This window comes from Taibaiella sp. KBW10, assembly GCF_003852495.1.
GTDB lineage: Bacteria > Bacteroidota > Bacteroidia > Chitinophagales > Chitinophagaceae > Edaphocola.
Map to the genome: position 1 here is coordinate 447,309 of NZ_QAJI01000001.1, position 16,395 is coordinate 463,703.

Genomic DNA, 16,395 nt, shown 5'->3' on the forward strand with positions numbered 1-16,395 from the left:
ATTGCCCTATATTTGCAGCCAAAACGCAGCAAAATCTTGGAAGGGAAGAAAAAATTTGACCGTAATTTACTGTTTCGCATCTTATCTTTTGGTAAACCCTACCAGTCTAAATTATGGCTCAGCATTACCTTAAGCATTGTCTTAGCGGTGCTCACTCCTGCAAGGCCCTTCTTGATCCAATACACTATTGATCATTATATAGAGAACAAACTCCTGCAAGGGCTTTTATACATTACCCTAATACAATTCGGAATGCTGCTGCTGGAAACAGGCCTTCGCTTTGTTTTTTCTTTTGTAACGAGCTGGCTGGGGCAAACTGTGGTGAATGATATGCGCGAGAAAGTACACCAGAAAGTCATCCACCAAAACCTGAGTTATTTTGACAATACACCCATAGGCACCCTAACCACCCGCACGATAAATGATATAGAGTCGATCAATGATATTTTTTCTGAAGGGTTTATTTCCATCCTTGCCGATGTGCTGACCATTATTGCACTGATCGGGGTAATGCTGTATACCGATTGGCGGCTGACACTCGTGAGCCTGGCCGTATTTCCCCTGCTCCTTGTCGCCACCTATTGGTTCAAAGAAAGTGTGAATAAATCTTTCAAAAGGGTAAGAAATGCGATATCCGCTTTGAATGCTTTTGTACAAGAACACCTTACGGGTATGTATGTCGTGCAAAGTTTTGCCGCAGAAAAGCAAGAGCAGAAAAAATTTACCGCAATCAATAAAGAACACCGAGATGCCAATATTAAAAGCATCATGGCTTATTCCATTTTCTTTCCGGTGGTAGAAATTATCCTTGCCGTATCGCTGGGTTTACTGGTTTGGTGGGGTGCAACCCGAATGCTGAATTACCAGGTCACTCAGGGTACGATCATCGCTTTCAATATGTACCTCAATCTAATGTTCCGTCCCCTCAGGATGCTGGCTGATAAATTCAACACCTTACAAATGGGGTTAATCTCCGGCGAAAGGGTCATGCAGGTATTGGACAGCGAAGAGCACTTACAGGAAAACGGCAGCTTAAAACCTACCCGCGTAAAAGGTGCAGTCCGTTTTGAACAGGTCGATTTCGAGTATAAAGAAAACCTCCCGGTATTAAAAAACATTTCTTTTACTGTAAATGCAGGAGAAACCGTTGCTTTAGTAGGGCAAACCGGAGCCGGCAAAAGCTCGATCATTTCTATCCTTAGCAGGCTATACCCAATCAAAAGCGGGCATATATTTATTGATGATATAGACCTGAAGGATTATGACATTTACAGTCTGCGCAAACATATAGGCATTGTCTTGCAGGATGTATTTTTATTTTCCGGGACCATCCTGGAGAATATCACGCTTAATGATAAAAACATTACGACCGAACAAGCTATTTCGGTATGTAAAACTTTAGGCATCCATACGTTTATCATGCGATTGCCCGGCGGTTATCAGTTTAATGTAAGAGAGCGGGGCAATACCCTGTCTCAGGGGCAGCGACAACTCTTATCCTTTGCCCGGACTTTATTATTCAATCCGTCTATTCTTATCCTGGACGAAGCCACTTCTTCGATAGACAGTGAGTCGGAAATCCTGATTCAGCAGGCAATAGATAAAATGATTGTGGGCAGAACAGCTATCGTGATCGCCCATCGCTTATCCACCATCCGGAAAGCACATAAAATAATCGTGCTCGAGCAAGGCATTATTATGGAACAAGGTACCCATGAATCCTTACTGGCACAAAACGGGATTTATCATCAATTAATCTTTACAGACCCGGAGATTGTATAAGCCTATAAAACTTATGGCATTTTTACAAAATATGATTATTTTGCATGAAAATACAAGGTTATGGGAAGAAATATAATCGCTTTTTTAGCAGGCCTTATTGGTGCCAGCCTGGTTGTTTCTCTGTTTGAGTTACTGGCCGTTTTAGTACATCCCTTACCTGAAAATTTTGACCGTAATAATATCAATGCAATGATAGAGCATGCGAAGACCGCACCCCTGTCTGCAATTTTGATTGTGCTCGTCGCCTATACCGTGGGTGCCTATACGGGCGGGCTGATTACGACGCTCATTTCCAAAACCCGGCCCAGAACCCTGAGCATACTGATCGCAGTAATCTATATTGCCTTCACGATCTTCAATTTATTGAAAATACCACATCCTTTCTGGTTTGGCGCCCTGGCGATTTTAGTATGGATTCCTTTTGCGCTGTTAGGATATAAGACAGGTATGCGCATGAAGCGGGCAAAGCTATAAGGAATCTTCCAAAAAGGCTCTGCGCTCTGCCTCAAAATCAATGTAAGGATACGCTTGTTGGTACTGGGCAATCTTTTGTAAGAAATTTTGCCGGAACTTGGTATATGCATTCGTTTCGGGAAAACGGACTTTATGGTTTTTGGCCGTACTCAGTTCCTGCATTTTAGTCGCTATGGTTTGCGCTTCTTCACTTAAATAATGTAGAAAAAATTGTTCCCATACAGCATTAGTGGCTGCAAAATTAGGGTGTACCAAATCAATATCATAATAGCGGTAATCGCGCAATACATCAATCACCAACTCATAAGCGGGAAAATAAAAGCAATGATCATGCAAGGTGGTCATTTCATGTACGGCTTCAATCAACCGGGCCTTGCTTCTGTTATTTTCTACGACACCATCCCTGATATGCCGTACCGGGCTTATGGTAAAAATAATCTTCAAATCAGGATTAAAAGCCTTTAATTCCTCAATCATTTCTTTCAGGGCTTCCTGAATAAGGGCAATGGATAAAAGCCTTTTTTCAAACCATTGTCCCGGGGCACGATGACAATTAGCCACTGCTTGTTCGTTTTCATGCAGAAAGTACTGGAATGCCGAGCCCAGAGTCACAATAAGCCAATCTGCCTTTTGCAAATATTGGTGTGCCGCTCCTATGGAGGCATTCATTCGTTCCACAGCGATCTGCTTATCAAAATCGGAAAAACGGGTATGAAAGTCCCAATGGTTCCAAATCTCATTAAGAGAAAACAAATCGCTTGCTGCTATGGCTTGGTTTTGGATATAGGAAGAGATACTTTTCACCACACTGAGCGGGTTGAACAAAATTCCGTTGGGATTCTCCAAAACACTAAATTTCGCCTCTGCCAACCGTTTGCCTATATGCTCGGTAAAACAGGAACCGAGCAACAGCAATTTATCCTGGTGTTCGATTCGGGGCTGAGGTGCCGTGATCTGTATGGGTAAAGAAGTAAGCAAGTCTATAAATTTATTCGTCCCGGAAAATCATTAATTGTTTTGCCGCTTTGCGTGCCGGATAGAGCGCAGCAAGAAACCCTACGAATAGTACGGTGAGCAATACCAGCGCAAAATCATTCCATTTTAAAGCCACCGGATAAGCCTCTAAAAAACCATCTCCCATGGCAATGATGCCAAACTTAATCTGAACTAAAGCAATAATCAGACCCAAAAGCATACCGATGACCGCTCCGATAAAGGAAAGGATAAGGCCAACCCATAAAAATATGGTATAGATATGTTGCTGAGTCGCCCCTAAAGATTTGAGAATGGCTACATCAATTTTCTTCTCTATGGCCAGCATCGAAAGCGAACCCACCATGTTGAAGGAAGAAATAATCAATACGAGCAAAAGAATGCCGTAGATTGCCCATTTCTCCGTTTTGGTCACCATATATAAAGTTGCATTCTGCTCCAATCGGCTTTGCACCTTAAATTCACTACCCAGTAATTTTTTAAGGTCTGCGATCACCTGAGATTCGGCTTTTGCCGACTGTAAGGAAAGCTCCACAGAACTATATTGATTACCTACCCCAAATAATTGCTGTGCCGCCGCAACCGGGACTAAAAAATATAATCCGTCCAGCTCAGGCTGCACATTAAAAGAGGAATAAGGCGCTACTTCCAGGCTGTTAATGGCGGCATCGGTAGGCATGCCGCTTATGTTACCATCTGCTTTTGGATAAAAAATCTGGATTTTGTTAAAAGGATTGCTGACATCAATGCCCATTTCGGCAACAATATCGACCCCTATATTGGAGGGGATATCTCTGCTCTGCTCCGGCCAGGAAGCCGTGCCTGTAGTGATATGGGATTCCATCGTATTGACCCGGAACCACTCATTATCGACACCTTTTAAACTGATGACCTTCTGGTGATCGGTTCCATCCAGCAAAGCCATATCTTCGGTCGCATAGGAAGCACCCTTAACCCCTTTGACCAACCGGATTTGCTGCTTTTGTTTATCCGTAAGGGGGAAAAACTTACCATGTGTAGCCGTAATCTTTACTTCCGGGTAAAAGGAAGTATACATACTCTTTACATATTGTTCCAGTCCATTATATACAGAAAACAACACAATCATGGCCGTAGCCGATAAGGCAATAGCACCGATGCTGATCCAGGTAACAATATTGATGGCCTGAGCAGATTTCTTTCCTTTAAAATACCGTAGGGCAATTCGGAATGGAATATTCATCAAGGCCTGATTAATCTTCGTCGGAAGAAGGTTTCTTATCGGCATTTATTTGCCTAAATAACTCTTCCATCTTGAATACATAGTCAAGGGTATCATCCAGGAAAAACTGCAATTCCGGTATCCGGCGCAGTTGATGACGCAATTTATTGCCTAAAGCCCCGCGCAATTCGCTGGTTTTGGCTTTGATTTCTTCTAACAAAACATCGGGATGCTCTATCTGGAAAAAGCTTAAATGAATACGGGCTTCCAGCAGGTCAGGCGTTACCATTACCTTCGCTATGGATATCATTCCTCCTTTAATAACATTAATCCCTTCTTTCTGAAAGATCATACTCATCTCTTCCTGAATCAGTTGGGCTACCTGTCTTTGTCTTTTCGTCTCTTGCATTTTTTCGCCTGTTTATTATATAACCGATAAAATTACAGCTATTATTAATGCTAAAAAAAAGAAGTTCCAAATAAGTTAATTTATGATTAACTTTGATACGATAAAAAATATATAATTTATATGTCCACAAAATTTCTTCCTGCTATTGCCGCCTTTATGAGCGTCACCTTTTTGTTCTCCTGTAAAGAGCAACCAGTGGGAATCTTTACCGGTGAAAACGCAAAAGATTCTACTTATGTAGGAACCGTAGAAAGTCCGCAGACCAAGAATTTTTATATTGAAGAATTTTCCGGAGTCCGCTGTGTAAACTGCCCTGCCGGGGCAACCAAACTAGAAGAGATGATGTCCCAAAATCCGGGGAGATTAAAAATTGTCACCATTCATGCGGGTGGACTGACGGCACCGGATTATACCAAGGGTAGCGTGCAAGATTTAAGAACAGGTGTGAACGGAAACGGTGATGGGCTGAAAATCAGCAATATTATTTATGGTGGAGATCCTTCAAAACCGGCTGCCAGTTTCGACAGGATGCCTGTTTCCCCACAAACCACCACTCCATTATTAGGAGCAAAAGAAGACTGGGATATTATGCTTTCTGCTATAAAAACGCAAAACAGCACGACGCCGGTAAATATGTACCTGAGCAATTCTTACAATGCGGCAAAAGATGAATATACCATACAGGTAAAACTGGCGTATACTCAGGCAGTAACCGAACCACAATTCTTAACTATATACCTGATCGAGGACAAAATTGTTGATCAGCAGGTTTCTCCCCTGATCCCCAATTATGAATACAACCACGTATTCCGTATGTCGGTAACTCCTTTTAATGGTATGGCAATCTTGGATTCCATTCCAAATAAAGAATCAGGACGTGTATTTGTAACGAATTATAAATTAAAAATTGACCGGAACGATGCCTCTGATCTGAAGCAGAAATTCTGGAATCTCGATAATATACATGTAGTCGCTTTCGTACACAAAGGGACCAGCGCTGCAGATAAGAGAGTACTCCAGGCAATTGATAAAACATTAAAATAATTTTTAAAAGCAGTCTTCCCAAAGAGACTGCTTTTTCTTTTTCGAAAATCGAAATTTAATCTTAAATTTGCAGGACTTTAAACTATCAAGATATGCAATCTGTATTACTGAATTCCTTTTACAAAATAGGAGATAAAATAGGAGATGTTTCTTCCCTTGCTTTAACTATTTTTGGTGTGATATTATTGATCTGGGTTATGTTCAAATATTTGAACACCTCTGATTTGAAATAATTTCCCTTTAAATAGTTCAATCCAAACAATGGATTCATTTTCAAAAAACATTGCCAATATCAGACAGGATTATTGCCAGGCGACACTTTCCGAAAGTGAAACAGGCAAGGACCCTGTCCTTTTTTTTACGAAATGGTTTGAGGAGGCACAACATGCCGACTGTATGGAAGTCAATGCACTGACCTTGGCAACTGTAGATGCGGCACATAAGCCTCATGCAAGAATCGTATTATTGAAAGGCCTGGAAGACGGGCAGTTTATTTTCTTCACCAATTATGAGAGTGATAAAGGAAATGATCTTGCCGCTAATCCTTATGCCAGCATGGTCTTTTTTTGGCCCGAGCTGCAAAGACAGGTAAGGGTCGAAGGCGTGATCAGTAAAGTACCGGAAGCGTATTCCGATACGTATTTTAAATCCAGGCCTGTTTCCAGTCAGATCGGTGCCATTGCCTCGCCCCAAAGCAGGCGTATCAGTAGCCGGGAAACATTAGAAACGGCGATAACGGAGCTTAGCGCCAGAGCACATATTGAAAGACCCGACCATTGGGGAGGCTATCAGTTACAACCACAGAAAATTGAATTCTGGCAAGGCAGAGCAAGCCGGCTGCATGACAGGATTATATTTGAAAAACAAAGTGCACCGGCAGATTGGGAACAATACAGAGTAGCTCCATAATTTTATACCGGCCATGAAAGCTTTATATTCACATCAGGAACTTGATATCACCCTTACCCGGTTGGCACACCAGCTGATCGAGAATCATTTAGATTTCTCGAATACAGTTATCATCGGTTTGCAACCACGCGGGGTATTTCTATCCGACCGTATTCATCAAAAGTTACAGTTCTTATTACCGGACATTCAGATTCCTTACGGAAAACTGGATATTACGTTTTATAGAGATGATTTTAATTCGCCCGGCTTATTACACCAGGCGCAAGAAACCCAACTTGATTTTTCCGTAGCCGGCAAGAATGTAATTCTGATCGATGATGTACTGTATACCGGACGTAGTATTCGTGCGGGATTGGATGCCTTATTAGATTTTGGCCGTCCACAACATATAGAATTACTGGTTTTGATTGACCGGCGGTTTAGCCGTGAAGTACCGATACAATCCGATTATATCGGTATGTCGGTCGATGTGATCGACAATCAGAAAGTGAGGGTCTTATGGCAGGAAAATGACGGAAAAGATGAGGTGGTCATGATCGCCCCCAAAAAAATAGCACATAAATAATTTTAATCCATATCGTAATAAGCATTTTTCAGAAAATAAATTATGTCCTTATCTGTAAAACATCTTTTAGGCATCAAGGATTTGTTACCATCCGACATCGCATTGATTCTAAAAACCGCAGAAAAATTTAAAGAGGTATTACAAAGGCCTATTAAAAAGGTACCTACGTTGCGCGATACTTCTATCGTTAATTTATTTTTTGAAAATTCTACCCGAACGCGTATTTCTTTTGAATTGGCAGAAAAACGTTTGAGCGCCGATACCATTAATTTTGCGGCCTCCAGCAGTTCTGTTTCCAAAGGGGAAACGCTAATCGATACCGCAAAAAACATCTTATCCATGAAGGTGGATATGGTGGTGATGCGGCACTCCGCAAGTGGTGCGCCTCATTTTCTGGCCAATCATATAAACGCCAGCATTGTCAACGCAGGAGATGGCATTAACGAACATCCTACACAGGCTTTATTGGATGCGTTTTCGATGACCGAAAAACTTGGTACCGTAAAAGGTAAAAAAATTGCCATCATCGGTGACATTATGCATAGCCGTGTAGCCCTCAGCAATATTTATTGTCTTACCAAATTAGGTGCGGAGGTGATCGTTTGTGGCCCGCCTACCCTGATTCCCAAACATATTGAATCGCTTGGGGTTAAAGTGTCTTATGACGTAAAGAAAACACTTGCCTGGTGTGATGTAGCGAATGTATTGCGCATTCAGCTGGAACGCCAGAACAAGCCGCTGTTTTCTTCTTTAAGAGAGTATTCCATGTATTATGGTATTTCCAAATCATTGCTGGACAGCGTCAAAAAAGATATCGTAATCATGCACCCCGGCCCCATCAATCGCGGGGTAGAGTTGAATTCTGATGTGGCAGATAGTCCAAACGCAATAATTTTGGATCAGGTAGAAAATGGTGTGGCGGTACGCATGGCTGTTTTATACCTCCTGGCAGGCAAAAAAGACAATTTAATCTAAATTTTTCTGTACTATTTATAAAAAAGCATTGCGCNNGCGCAATGCTTTTTTATAAATAACTTATGGTAGCTTTTACGCCAACTCCATAGGAACATTTTCATTTACATCTGCCGTATAATCTACGCCTTCAAATCCAAAGCCAAAGAGATTTAGAAAATCTGATTTATATCCTTTCAAATCTCCGATTTCCGGCAGGGTCTCTGTATCGGCCTTTGCCCATAAAGCATCTACTTTAGCCTGTACATCGGGTCTCATTTCCCAATCGTCTACTCTAATGCGGCCTTTTTCATCTTTTAGCATTTCCTGGCCGGTATATAAACGGTCTTTAAACAGGCGATACATCTGCTCGATACAACCTTCATGAATCCCCTCTTCCTTCATCGTTTTGTACAACAAAGAAATATACAAAGGAATCACCGGGATTGCAGAACTGGCCTGGGTAACCAGCGCTTTATTCACCGAAACAATTGCTTTACCATTTAGGTTTTTTAATTTATCGGTAATCGTGAATGCAGTGGCTTCCAGATGATCTTTAGCCATACCGATCGTGCCTTTTCTGTATACCGGTTCTGTAAGTGCAGGACCAATATAAGAATAAGCAACACTCAATACATTTTCAGACAATACACCCGCTTCTGACAAGGCATCCATCCATAGTTCCCAATCTTCGCCACCCATTACAGCTACCGTATTATCAATATCTTCTTGCGTACAGGGTTCAATAGAAATATTAGATACAATACCCGTATGAAAATCAACCGTTTTATTGGTAAAAGCCTGTCCAATCGGTTTCAGGGTAGAACGATGTGTAACCCCTGTTTTAGGATTCGTTCTCACCGGAGAGGCAAGGCTATAAATGATCAGGTCAATCTTTCCCAAATCTTTTTTAATCAGTTCAATGGTTTTACTTTTCACTTCATCAGAGAAGGCATCACCATTAATACTTTTAGCATACAGTCCTGCTTTTTCCGCTTCTGCCTGGAAAGCAGCACTATTGTACCAACCCGGCGTAGCCGTTTTACCTGCTTGCGGTGCTTTTTCAAAAAATACCCCAATCGTTGAAGCATGGGCTCCAAAGGCACTGGTAATGCGTGAGGACAGTCCAAAACCGGTAGATGCACCGATTACCAGTACATTTTTCGGACCATCAATTGGACCTTGTGACTTGACATAGTTAATCTGGTTTATCACGTTTGCTGCACAACCTTCAGGGTGTGCCGTCAAACAAATAAATCCTCTCATTCTTGGTTCTATTATCATATCTCTTCTTTTATTTAAGATTAGTGTATATCGTTTTCAAAAGCCTGTATTTCTTTAAGGCAAAATATAGGGAACAAAAATAAACAGAATTCAGCACTTCGTTTAATTTTTTCAATTTTCATTTGGGCAGTATGTTATGATGGGACTAAGTGCCTACACCACAAATAATTGCCCGGCCAATAAGCCCAATACAAGGCCCCCAATAATACCTCCGGCAGCTAATACAATCAGCAAGATGGCAACAAGTCCCAGATAAGTAGCCTGGCTCTCTCTTACCTGCAGGGTACAATGGGTGACATCGGGAGGTAAATCGGACCATACCATCGTAGAAAGACGCCCCATAACAGACTGCTCTCTGGATATCATTAATTCCAAACGGTAATTTCCCTGAGCTGCAGTAAAGCGTTTCCACTCCATTCTTCCGGTCTTCCAGCCATTGATACGCGGAGATAATACGGAAGCAAATAGATCCAGCGCTGTTCCAACTTCCGCCTGCACTATTTTCGGCTCAAAATAACCGATTGGCGTCCTGGTCAATAATTTTCCGGAAATCCACAAGGCAAAAACCCCTTCTTTCTGAATACTAAAAACGGCCTCTTCTTGAGTAAAAGGCAGCTCCAGTATGATCCGGCCATTGAATATCCCTTGCAACATCTTTATCGCCTTGACCAATACAAATATTCCGAGAGGAATAAGACAGAAAAAAAATATCCGGATCAAGAGTATAGTCATGGAGTAATCATTAGTAGGCATCAGAAGATAGCCGTAGTTCAGGGATTCAAATATACATACAATTTATCATTGCATACAGGTGTATGTAAACGGCTGCTTTTTGAAAAAAGTAGTCGCTTATCGGCTTCATGATTACCTATTATATTAATGCCCTGCCGATGGTATCGGCAGGGCATTAATATAATAGAGTATTACAATTACAGGCGGACTATAATTTGATTATTTTCACGGTAGACAGTATTGCTCCCGATCTGCTCACCTGTATGATATATTGACCGGCAACCCAAGCTGAGGTATTAACAGACTGTGTTCCTGATAAAGCTTTGATCCTTATTTCTCTGCCATCAACACCAATAGCCCGGATCCATTCATCTCCTTTAAGCCCTGTTATGTTGATATGATCATTGACTAAAGTAGGTAATATGGAAATGTTTTGATCACTGCAGGCAAGCGAAACTTTGCTTACTTCTGAATATTGAAACTGCCCGTCAAGGTCCATTAATTTCAATCGATAATAATGCAAGCCATCAGCAACCTGATTCAGCAGTACATCATATTCTCCCTTTGTATTAAGCGCTACGCGCGTCACAAAATCAAATACAATACCGTCTCTGCTGGTTTCTAATTCAAAATGACTAAAAGAAACTGCATCTTTCGTTGCCCATTGTACCAGAACCGAACAGTCTTTTGCCTGCGCACCAAAGCGGACTAAGGTAATGGGCAAAGGCAAACTGAAGTTAACGGTATAAGGTGCGGCCGGCGAAATCGCTCCGGCTGCATCTGTCACGGTATAATTAAAGACTGTTGTGGTTACCCTCGCCGGTGTCGATGTGGTAGCCTCGATGGTCAACAGCAATGGATTATAATTAGGAATGGCCTGACCCAATACAACCGCAAGGCCGTTGTATTTTAAAAGAAAATTATTGCTGGGTGCTGTCGTAATCGTCACCGTCCGGCTATTCCAACTACCTCTCGGCTGGTCTTCAGGATCGCTACCCTGCAAAGGAGCGCTGCCCAGGTTATTGGGTACGCCTACAAAAGGAGGGCCGGAAACCGTATAGGTCTGCGCATATGCAGTAGGTGGACGGTTCAAACCAAAGTTTACGCCCGTCACAGAACTTGTACCCACGCTTACAGATGTTTTACCATCGGTTTGGCTTGCATCGGTAGCGCTTACATATTGGTAACCCGAAGGAGCAGTGACACCCACCACATAGTTACTTGATAAATTGGCGGAGAAGCTGTAATTACCATTTACATCAGTTGTGGTACTCGCCAAAGCGGTCGTACCATCGGCAGCATATAAGGTAACGGTCGTTCCACTCATCACTGTACCATTCACCCCACCTGTTGGTCCGTTCGCATCGTTATATATTGTTCCGCCGATCGTTACACAACCCGTTACTACCGTAGCATCATTAGCCGCCAGAGTATTCGGGTCATTAGAAGGAATACGGTCGTTGGGAAGGTTTAAAGATTCTACACCATTATAGGTCACAAAAGCCTGGTTGCTGATTGATCCAATCGTATTGGAACCCACGGTACAATTCAGTACGATTGTTGCCGTTTCTCCTTTAAATACCTGACCGTCTGTGGTAGCACCTGTTGATTTAATGAGTATACCCGTTGTAGCCAGGTTGGTGGATGCAATAGTTGTTCCATTAAGTGTAATGCTATTTAAACTGACCCCCGCAGGCAATACATCCATCAAATGCGCATTCACCGCGTGGAAAAGCCCCGTATTGGCTACCGTAATGGTATAGGTAAGCGTATGGGCTGCACAATTGAGTACCGCCGTCTGATTAACCACCAAGTTAGGAGAAGGTGCTGCACAAGAAGCAAAATCGCTTGAAGAGAAATTCACGCCGCCTAGATCGGTTTCTCCACCGGTATTTGTATTCACAATGCTGCTTCCTGAAGTTGACCCTATAATATAATTACCATTTGTCAAAAAAGCCACGGAAGAAGGACTGCTTCCCAGGGCAGCATATTGCTGACCCGTTAAAGAAAGCCCCAGATAATTCCCATTAGCATCATATTGCCCGGGAAAGATCGCGAGAATATTGGCATTATTAAAAGCACCCGTCAGGTTGCCCAAACCATCAAAGGCAATATCGCCCCCACTGAAAGGGCCGGTACCGGTAAATCCCGTAACGGTCAGATTGCCTAAGGAAACGGCATCAACAGTTGGTGTTGCCGGATCAAAACGATACAGGGTATTATTGGAAGAGTTATGAAAATAAACTTTACCATCTACAGGGTTATAGGCAGACTTATTGATATTTTGCGCTGTGGTTAAACCCGGAAAACTAGCTACACTTGTACCATAACTATTCGTAGTCAGGTTATAGGAATAGATATGGGGTGCGGCATCAGGAGTACCCCCACCTCTGCTGCTAAACCAGATGATATTGGTGGTGAGGTCCAGTGCAATTGCACTGGTTTGTTTCTGTCCGTCGTTTGCAGCAGCGCCACCGCCGTACAAGTTTGTGACCAAAAGTGTACTGGCTTCCGTAGCCGGGTCAAGGCGGAATAAGCCCTGCTGTACCGATACTGCAGGTGTACCTGCTACAGCACTGCCATTAACCGCGTATACAGTACCAGAAGTACATTGTGCGGTTGCCTGTTGATGGGCAACTAAAAAGTTGAATACTAGGCACAAACCCATTATTCTGATAAACTTCTTATTTACAGCTCCTGTAAAAAAGGAGGTTAACAATAATTTTCGTTTCATAAAATATTAAAAAGAAATATAAAAAATAAAAGCATGTCGTTTTTTATAACAGGGCGCAAAGTTAGAAGCCATATTCGTATAAAAAAATATTAATACATAATATTATCCTATAGTTCGATAACTTAAGTTAATATTTTTGTTATTTTACAATTTTATAACAAACCAAAACGCAGATACGCCCCGAATGCCTCAAATGCTGCATGCAGATTTGCGAATAACCTCATCAGTATCAGATACAAACATTAACAGTACGTTCTATATTATCGGCGTAAATTCATGCTAGATTTCTTATCGCTTTTATTATTCACTTTTAAACAGCACACAATGAGAATAGACATTGGCATTTCCGCCGAAAACTTAAAAAAAGTAAATGGAGTATTAAACAATGTGTTGGCTAATGGCAACATTATTTACATCAAGCTCCGCAAGTTCCACTGGAATGTAAGCGGTCCGGATTTCATGGAGTATCACAAACTTTTTGAAGAACAATATGAGGCTATTGCACAAGCAATAGATGACGTTGCAGAACGAATCAGTACACTTGGCGGCATGGCTGCGGGCACAACCAGCGAGTTTGCCAAATTATCGGAACTTAAAGAAACACCCGGCAAATGCCCTGCTCCTTTAGACATGCTTAAAGAATTACTGGCCGATCATGAGACCATTATTAAAGGGCTACGCAAAGGTGTAGATGATTGTGATGAAAAATATAAAGATGCCGGCACCGCCGACTTTCTGACGGAATTAATGCAGGACCACGAGAAAATGGCCTGGAAACTAAGGCACTATTTCAGATAAGTATAAAGCATTGTGGCAACACAAAAAAGCGCGATCCTCCCGGATCGCGCTTTTTTGTGCCTAAGCTATATATAAATTACTTGTTCTCTTTGATTAAATAGATATAAGTGGGAAAGTGATCGGAATAACCATCGATCCAAACGCCATTTGAAAAGGAGCGATGAGGATAACCTTTAAATCTACCGAAATTGCTAATCAAATAGCTTGGTTTGAATATTTCGGCTTTATAAAAATGCCATCCTGCATTTTGTGGATTGACAAAACCATAAGAAATAACAATCTGATCAAACAGGTTCCAGGAATCGCCGTAACCCAAAGTACCAATACCTTTTTTAAAGAAGGACATCCATGGATTAAACATGCCCCCCTGTTTTACCTTGTCTTTATCACCTACAGCACCCAATACCTCTGCCACACTCGGACTAACCGGGTCATCATTAAGGTCACCCATCAGGATCACTTTCGCATTAGGATTTTCGGCTACTTTTTTATCGATGATTGCTTTACAGATCGCAGCAGCTTTCTTTCTTTTCCAGGCCGAAGCAGCTTCTCCACCACTTCTGGATGGCCAGTGATTCACAAATACGCTTACGGTATCACCACCCAACAAGCCGGTCACATGCAGGATATCACGCGTATATTGCTGTTTGCCGTTTTCCACGATATCAACAAATAAAGCTTCTGCATCAAGTACTTTAAAATATTTCGGGTTGTAGAACATCCCTACATCCACACCACGCGCATCAGGAGATTCAAAATGAACGATTTTCCATCCGCGGTCTTTGAGTTTAGGTTGTTTTAAAAGATCTTGTAATACCCGTTCATTTTCGATTTCCGCTACACCGATCAGCGCAGGACCATCCGGTATTTTTTCCACTGCAATCTCAGAAAGCACACGGGACATATTCAACAGCTTTTTCGCATAAATCGCTTCGGTATAGTGGTTAGCGCCATTCGGAGTAAATTCTTCATCAAACTTCTTCGGATCATCTTCCGTATCAAAAAGGTTCTCTAAATTATAAAATGCCACAGCATTGATCTGATAATCTTTTTTCTGTGAAAACCCAGACTGGGCAAGGCCAAGACAGATCAGGAGCGAAAGCGTTACTTTTTTCATTAATACAATATTTAAAAATAATCTGCAAAGCAAACCAAAACTATCGAATTATAAAAATGTTTATAGAAAATTAATGTGTACATAACACTTTGAGGATTTAGGGATTCAATATCTTAATTATGACAACAGTTTAGCTTATTTTTGTCGCAAATCACTCCAGCTTGAACATACCCTATTTCATTGCCGTAAAAATAGCGCGAAATAAGCAATCTACTTTTTCTACCTTCATCATTCGCCTGGCGACTGCTGCCACCATATTGAGCGTAGCGGTCATGATCCTGTCGGTCGCTATTGTACAGGGGTTTAAAACAACGATAAGAGACAAAATGTTTGTGTTTTGGGGCCATGCCCAGGTTACACTCTTCAGCCCTAACCCGGCCTCTGTTATCGGTAGTGAGCCTTTTGCCAAAGACACCCAACTCATCCGGCAGATCCGCAACCATAGTGGGGTGCAATCTGTCTATCCTTATATCGTTAAACCGGCCATCATTAAGGCTAATAATGGCCTGGAAGGCATCAAATTAAAAGGCGTAGAAGCAAATTACCCCCTGACCAGCAATGCTGCCATCGGTTTTCAAGGCAAGCCGATCCACTTTCCCGATTCGGGCTATGCCAGCGAAATAATCTTATCCCAATCTACCCTTGACCGCTTAAGGCTTAAAATCGGAGATGCTATACTCGTTGTCTTTTTTAGCCCCGAACAAGAAACGCCCCCCGTACGAAAAATGACCATCACGGGTAGTTACCACACGGGCATGGAAGAGATTGACAAAGGCTTTGGCATTTGCGATATACGGCTGCTGCGCAAAACCAGCAACTGGGCACCAAACGACATCAGCGCTCTGCAGATCAATGTAACTGATTATACCAAGGCGCAGACCATCGGCACCGATATTTACCAGTCTTATCTGCAACCGCCTTTGGCTGTGTCAACCATAAAAGATATCTATCCATTTATTTTTTCCTGGCTTGATTTCCAGAATGTCAATACCCGGATTATCCTGATCATTATGGCCATTGTAGCCGCCATCAATATGGCTACGGCCTTACTGATTTTTATTTTGGAACGCACCCATATGATCGGCGTCCTGAAGGCATTGGGTATGCCCAATTCGGAGGTGCAAAAAACCTTTGGTTATCATGCTGCATTGGTTGCCTTTAAGGGCATTTTCTGGGGCACGATATTGGGCGTAGGCCTTTGCCTGCTACAGTATTACGGCCAGGTGATACAGTTAAATGAAAACACCTATTACATGAAGGCCGCACCTATAGAATTAAAATGGTGGTATGTAGCCCTTATTGACCTTGGCACTTTATTATTTTGTACGGTTATTATGATTATTCCAAGCCTTATCGTAAGAAAAGTGAATATCGTGAATGCCCTAAAATTCAGGTAATCTAT

General features: G+C 42.1%; 15 protein-coding genes. 8 read left to right on the forward strand and 7 right to left on the reverse strand.

Features of this window, described 5'->3' with window-relative positions:
• Positions 1-36 precede the first annotated feature (36 nt).
• Positions 37-1,782, forward strand: coding sequence for an ABC transporter ATP-binding protein (locus DBR32_RS01885; RefSeq protein WP_233559634.1), 1,746 nt, complete (start codon positions 37-39; stop codon positions 1,780-1,782).
• Between the two features lie 60 nt (positions 1,783-1,842).
• Entirely contained in the window at positions 1,843-2,256 is a 414-nt protein-coding gene (locus DBR32_RS01890; protein WP_124634587.1) for a hypothetical protein, read from the forward strand.
• On the opposite strand, the gene DBR32_RS01895 is transcribed toward DBR32_RS01890, so the two are convergent.
• Genes DBR32_RS01895 through rbfA form a run of 3 tightly spaced genes read right to left on the reverse strand, consistent with a single transcriptional unit; the run spans position 2,251 to position 4,859 of the window.
• On the reverse strand, positions 2,251-3,234 hold the full coding sequence (locus DBR32_RS01895; protein WP_233559635.1) for a GSCFA domain-containing protein: 984 nt from the start codon (positions 3,232-3,234) through the stop codon (positions 2,251-2,253). The two genes, DBR32_RS01890 and DBR32_RS01895, sit on opposite strands and share 6 nt — an antisense overlap.
• Before the next feature lie 10 nt (positions 3,235-3,244).
• Positions 3,245-4,471, reverse strand: coding sequence for an FtsX-like permease family protein (locus DBR32_RS01900; RefSeq protein ID WP_158605880.1), 1,227 nt, complete (start codon positions 4,469-4,471; stop codon positions 3,245-3,247).
• A gap of 10 nt (positions 4,472-4,481) precedes the next feature.
• Entirely contained in the window at positions 4,482-4,859 is a 378-nt protein-coding gene (gene rbfA, locus DBR32_RS01905) for a 30S ribosome-binding factor RbfA (protein ID WP_124634590.1), read from the reverse strand.
• 120 nt (positions 4,860-4,979) lie between these two features.
• Between rbfA and DBR32_RS01910 the strand changes: the two genes are divergently transcribed.
• From DBR32_RS01910 to DBR32_RS01925, 4 genes are all read left to right on the forward strand, one after another.
• A complete protein-coding gene (locus DBR32_RS01910; RefSeq protein ID WP_124634591.1) occupies positions 4,980-5,903 on the forward strand; it encodes an Omp28-related outer membrane protein in 924 nt (307 codons plus the stop codon).
• 261 nt (positions 5,904-6,164) lie between these two features.
• Entirely contained in the window at positions 6,165-6,812 is a 648-nt protein-coding gene (gene pdxH / locus DBR32_RS01915) for a pyridoxamine 5'-phosphate oxidase (protein WP_124634592.1), read from the forward strand.
• A 13-nt stretch (positions 6,813-6,825) separates the two neighbouring features.
• Positions 6,826-7,377 carry a bifunctional pyr operon transcriptional regulator/uracil phosphoribosyltransferase PyrR gene (gene pyrR, locus DBR32_RS01920; RefSeq protein ID WP_124634593.1) on the forward strand — a complete coding sequence of 184 codons (552 nt, stop codon included), beginning with the start codon at positions 6,826-6,828 and terminating at the stop codon, positions 7,375-7,377.
• A gap of 42 nt (positions 7,378-7,419) precedes the next feature.
• A complete protein-coding gene (locus tag DBR32_RS01925; RefSeq protein WP_199724295.1) occupies positions 7,420-8,352 on the forward strand; it encodes an aspartate carbamoyltransferase catalytic subunit in 933 nt (310 codons plus the stop codon).
• A gap of 72 nt (positions 8,353-8,424) precedes the next feature.
• Here DBR32_RS01925 and fabV read toward each other — a convergent pair whose 3' ends face one another.
• From fabV to DBR32_RS01940, 3 genes are all read right to left on the reverse strand, one after another.
• Positions 8,425-9,612 carry an enoyl-ACP reductase FabV gene (gene fabV / locus DBR32_RS01930; RefSeq protein ID WP_124634595.1) on the reverse strand — a complete coding sequence of 396 codons (1,188 nt, stop codon included), beginning with the start codon at positions 9,610-9,612 and terminating at the stop codon, positions 8,425-8,427.
• A 153-nt stretch (positions 9,613-9,765) separates the two neighbouring features.
• Entirely contained in the window at positions 9,766-10,266 is a 501-nt protein-coding gene (locus DBR32_RS01935) for a hypothetical protein (protein ID WP_124634596.1), read from the reverse strand.
• A 286-nt stretch (positions 10,267-10,552) separates the two neighbouring features.
• Positions 10,553-13,078: an SdrD B-like domain-containing protein gene (locus DBR32_RS01940; protein WP_124634597.1), complete on the reverse strand. Its 2,526-nt coding sequence runs from the start codon at positions 13,076-13,078 to the stop codon at positions 10,553-10,555.
• A gap of 324 nt (positions 13,079-13,402) precedes the next feature.
• On the opposite strand from DBR32_RS01940, the gene DBR32_RS01945 reads away from it, so the two are divergent.
• The gene (locus tag DBR32_RS01945) at positions 13,403-13,876 is read left to right on the forward strand and encodes a Dps family protein (RefSeq protein ID WP_124634598.1); all 474 of its coding nucleotides are present in this window, start codon (positions 13,403-13,405) and stop codon (positions 13,874-13,876) included.
• A 76-nt stretch (positions 13,877-13,952) separates the two neighbouring features.
• Here the strand turns inward: DBR32_RS01945 and DBR32_RS01950 are convergent, their stop codons facing one another.
• Positions 13,953-14,993 (reverse strand): hypothetical protein, encoded by a 1,041-nt coding sequence (locus tag DBR32_RS01950; protein WP_124634599.1) that lies wholly within the window; start codon positions 14,991-14,993, stop codon positions 13,953-13,955.
• A 161-nt stretch (positions 14,994-15,154) separates the two neighbouring features.
• On the opposite strand from DBR32_RS01950, the gene DBR32_RS01955 reads away from it, so the two are divergent.
• Positions 15,155-16,390 (forward strand): FtsX-like permease family protein, encoded by a 1,236-nt coding sequence (locus tag DBR32_RS01955; protein WP_124634600.1) that lies wholly within the window; start codon positions 15,155-15,157, stop codon positions 16,388-16,390.
• Positions 16,391-16,395: the final 5 nt, after the last annotated feature.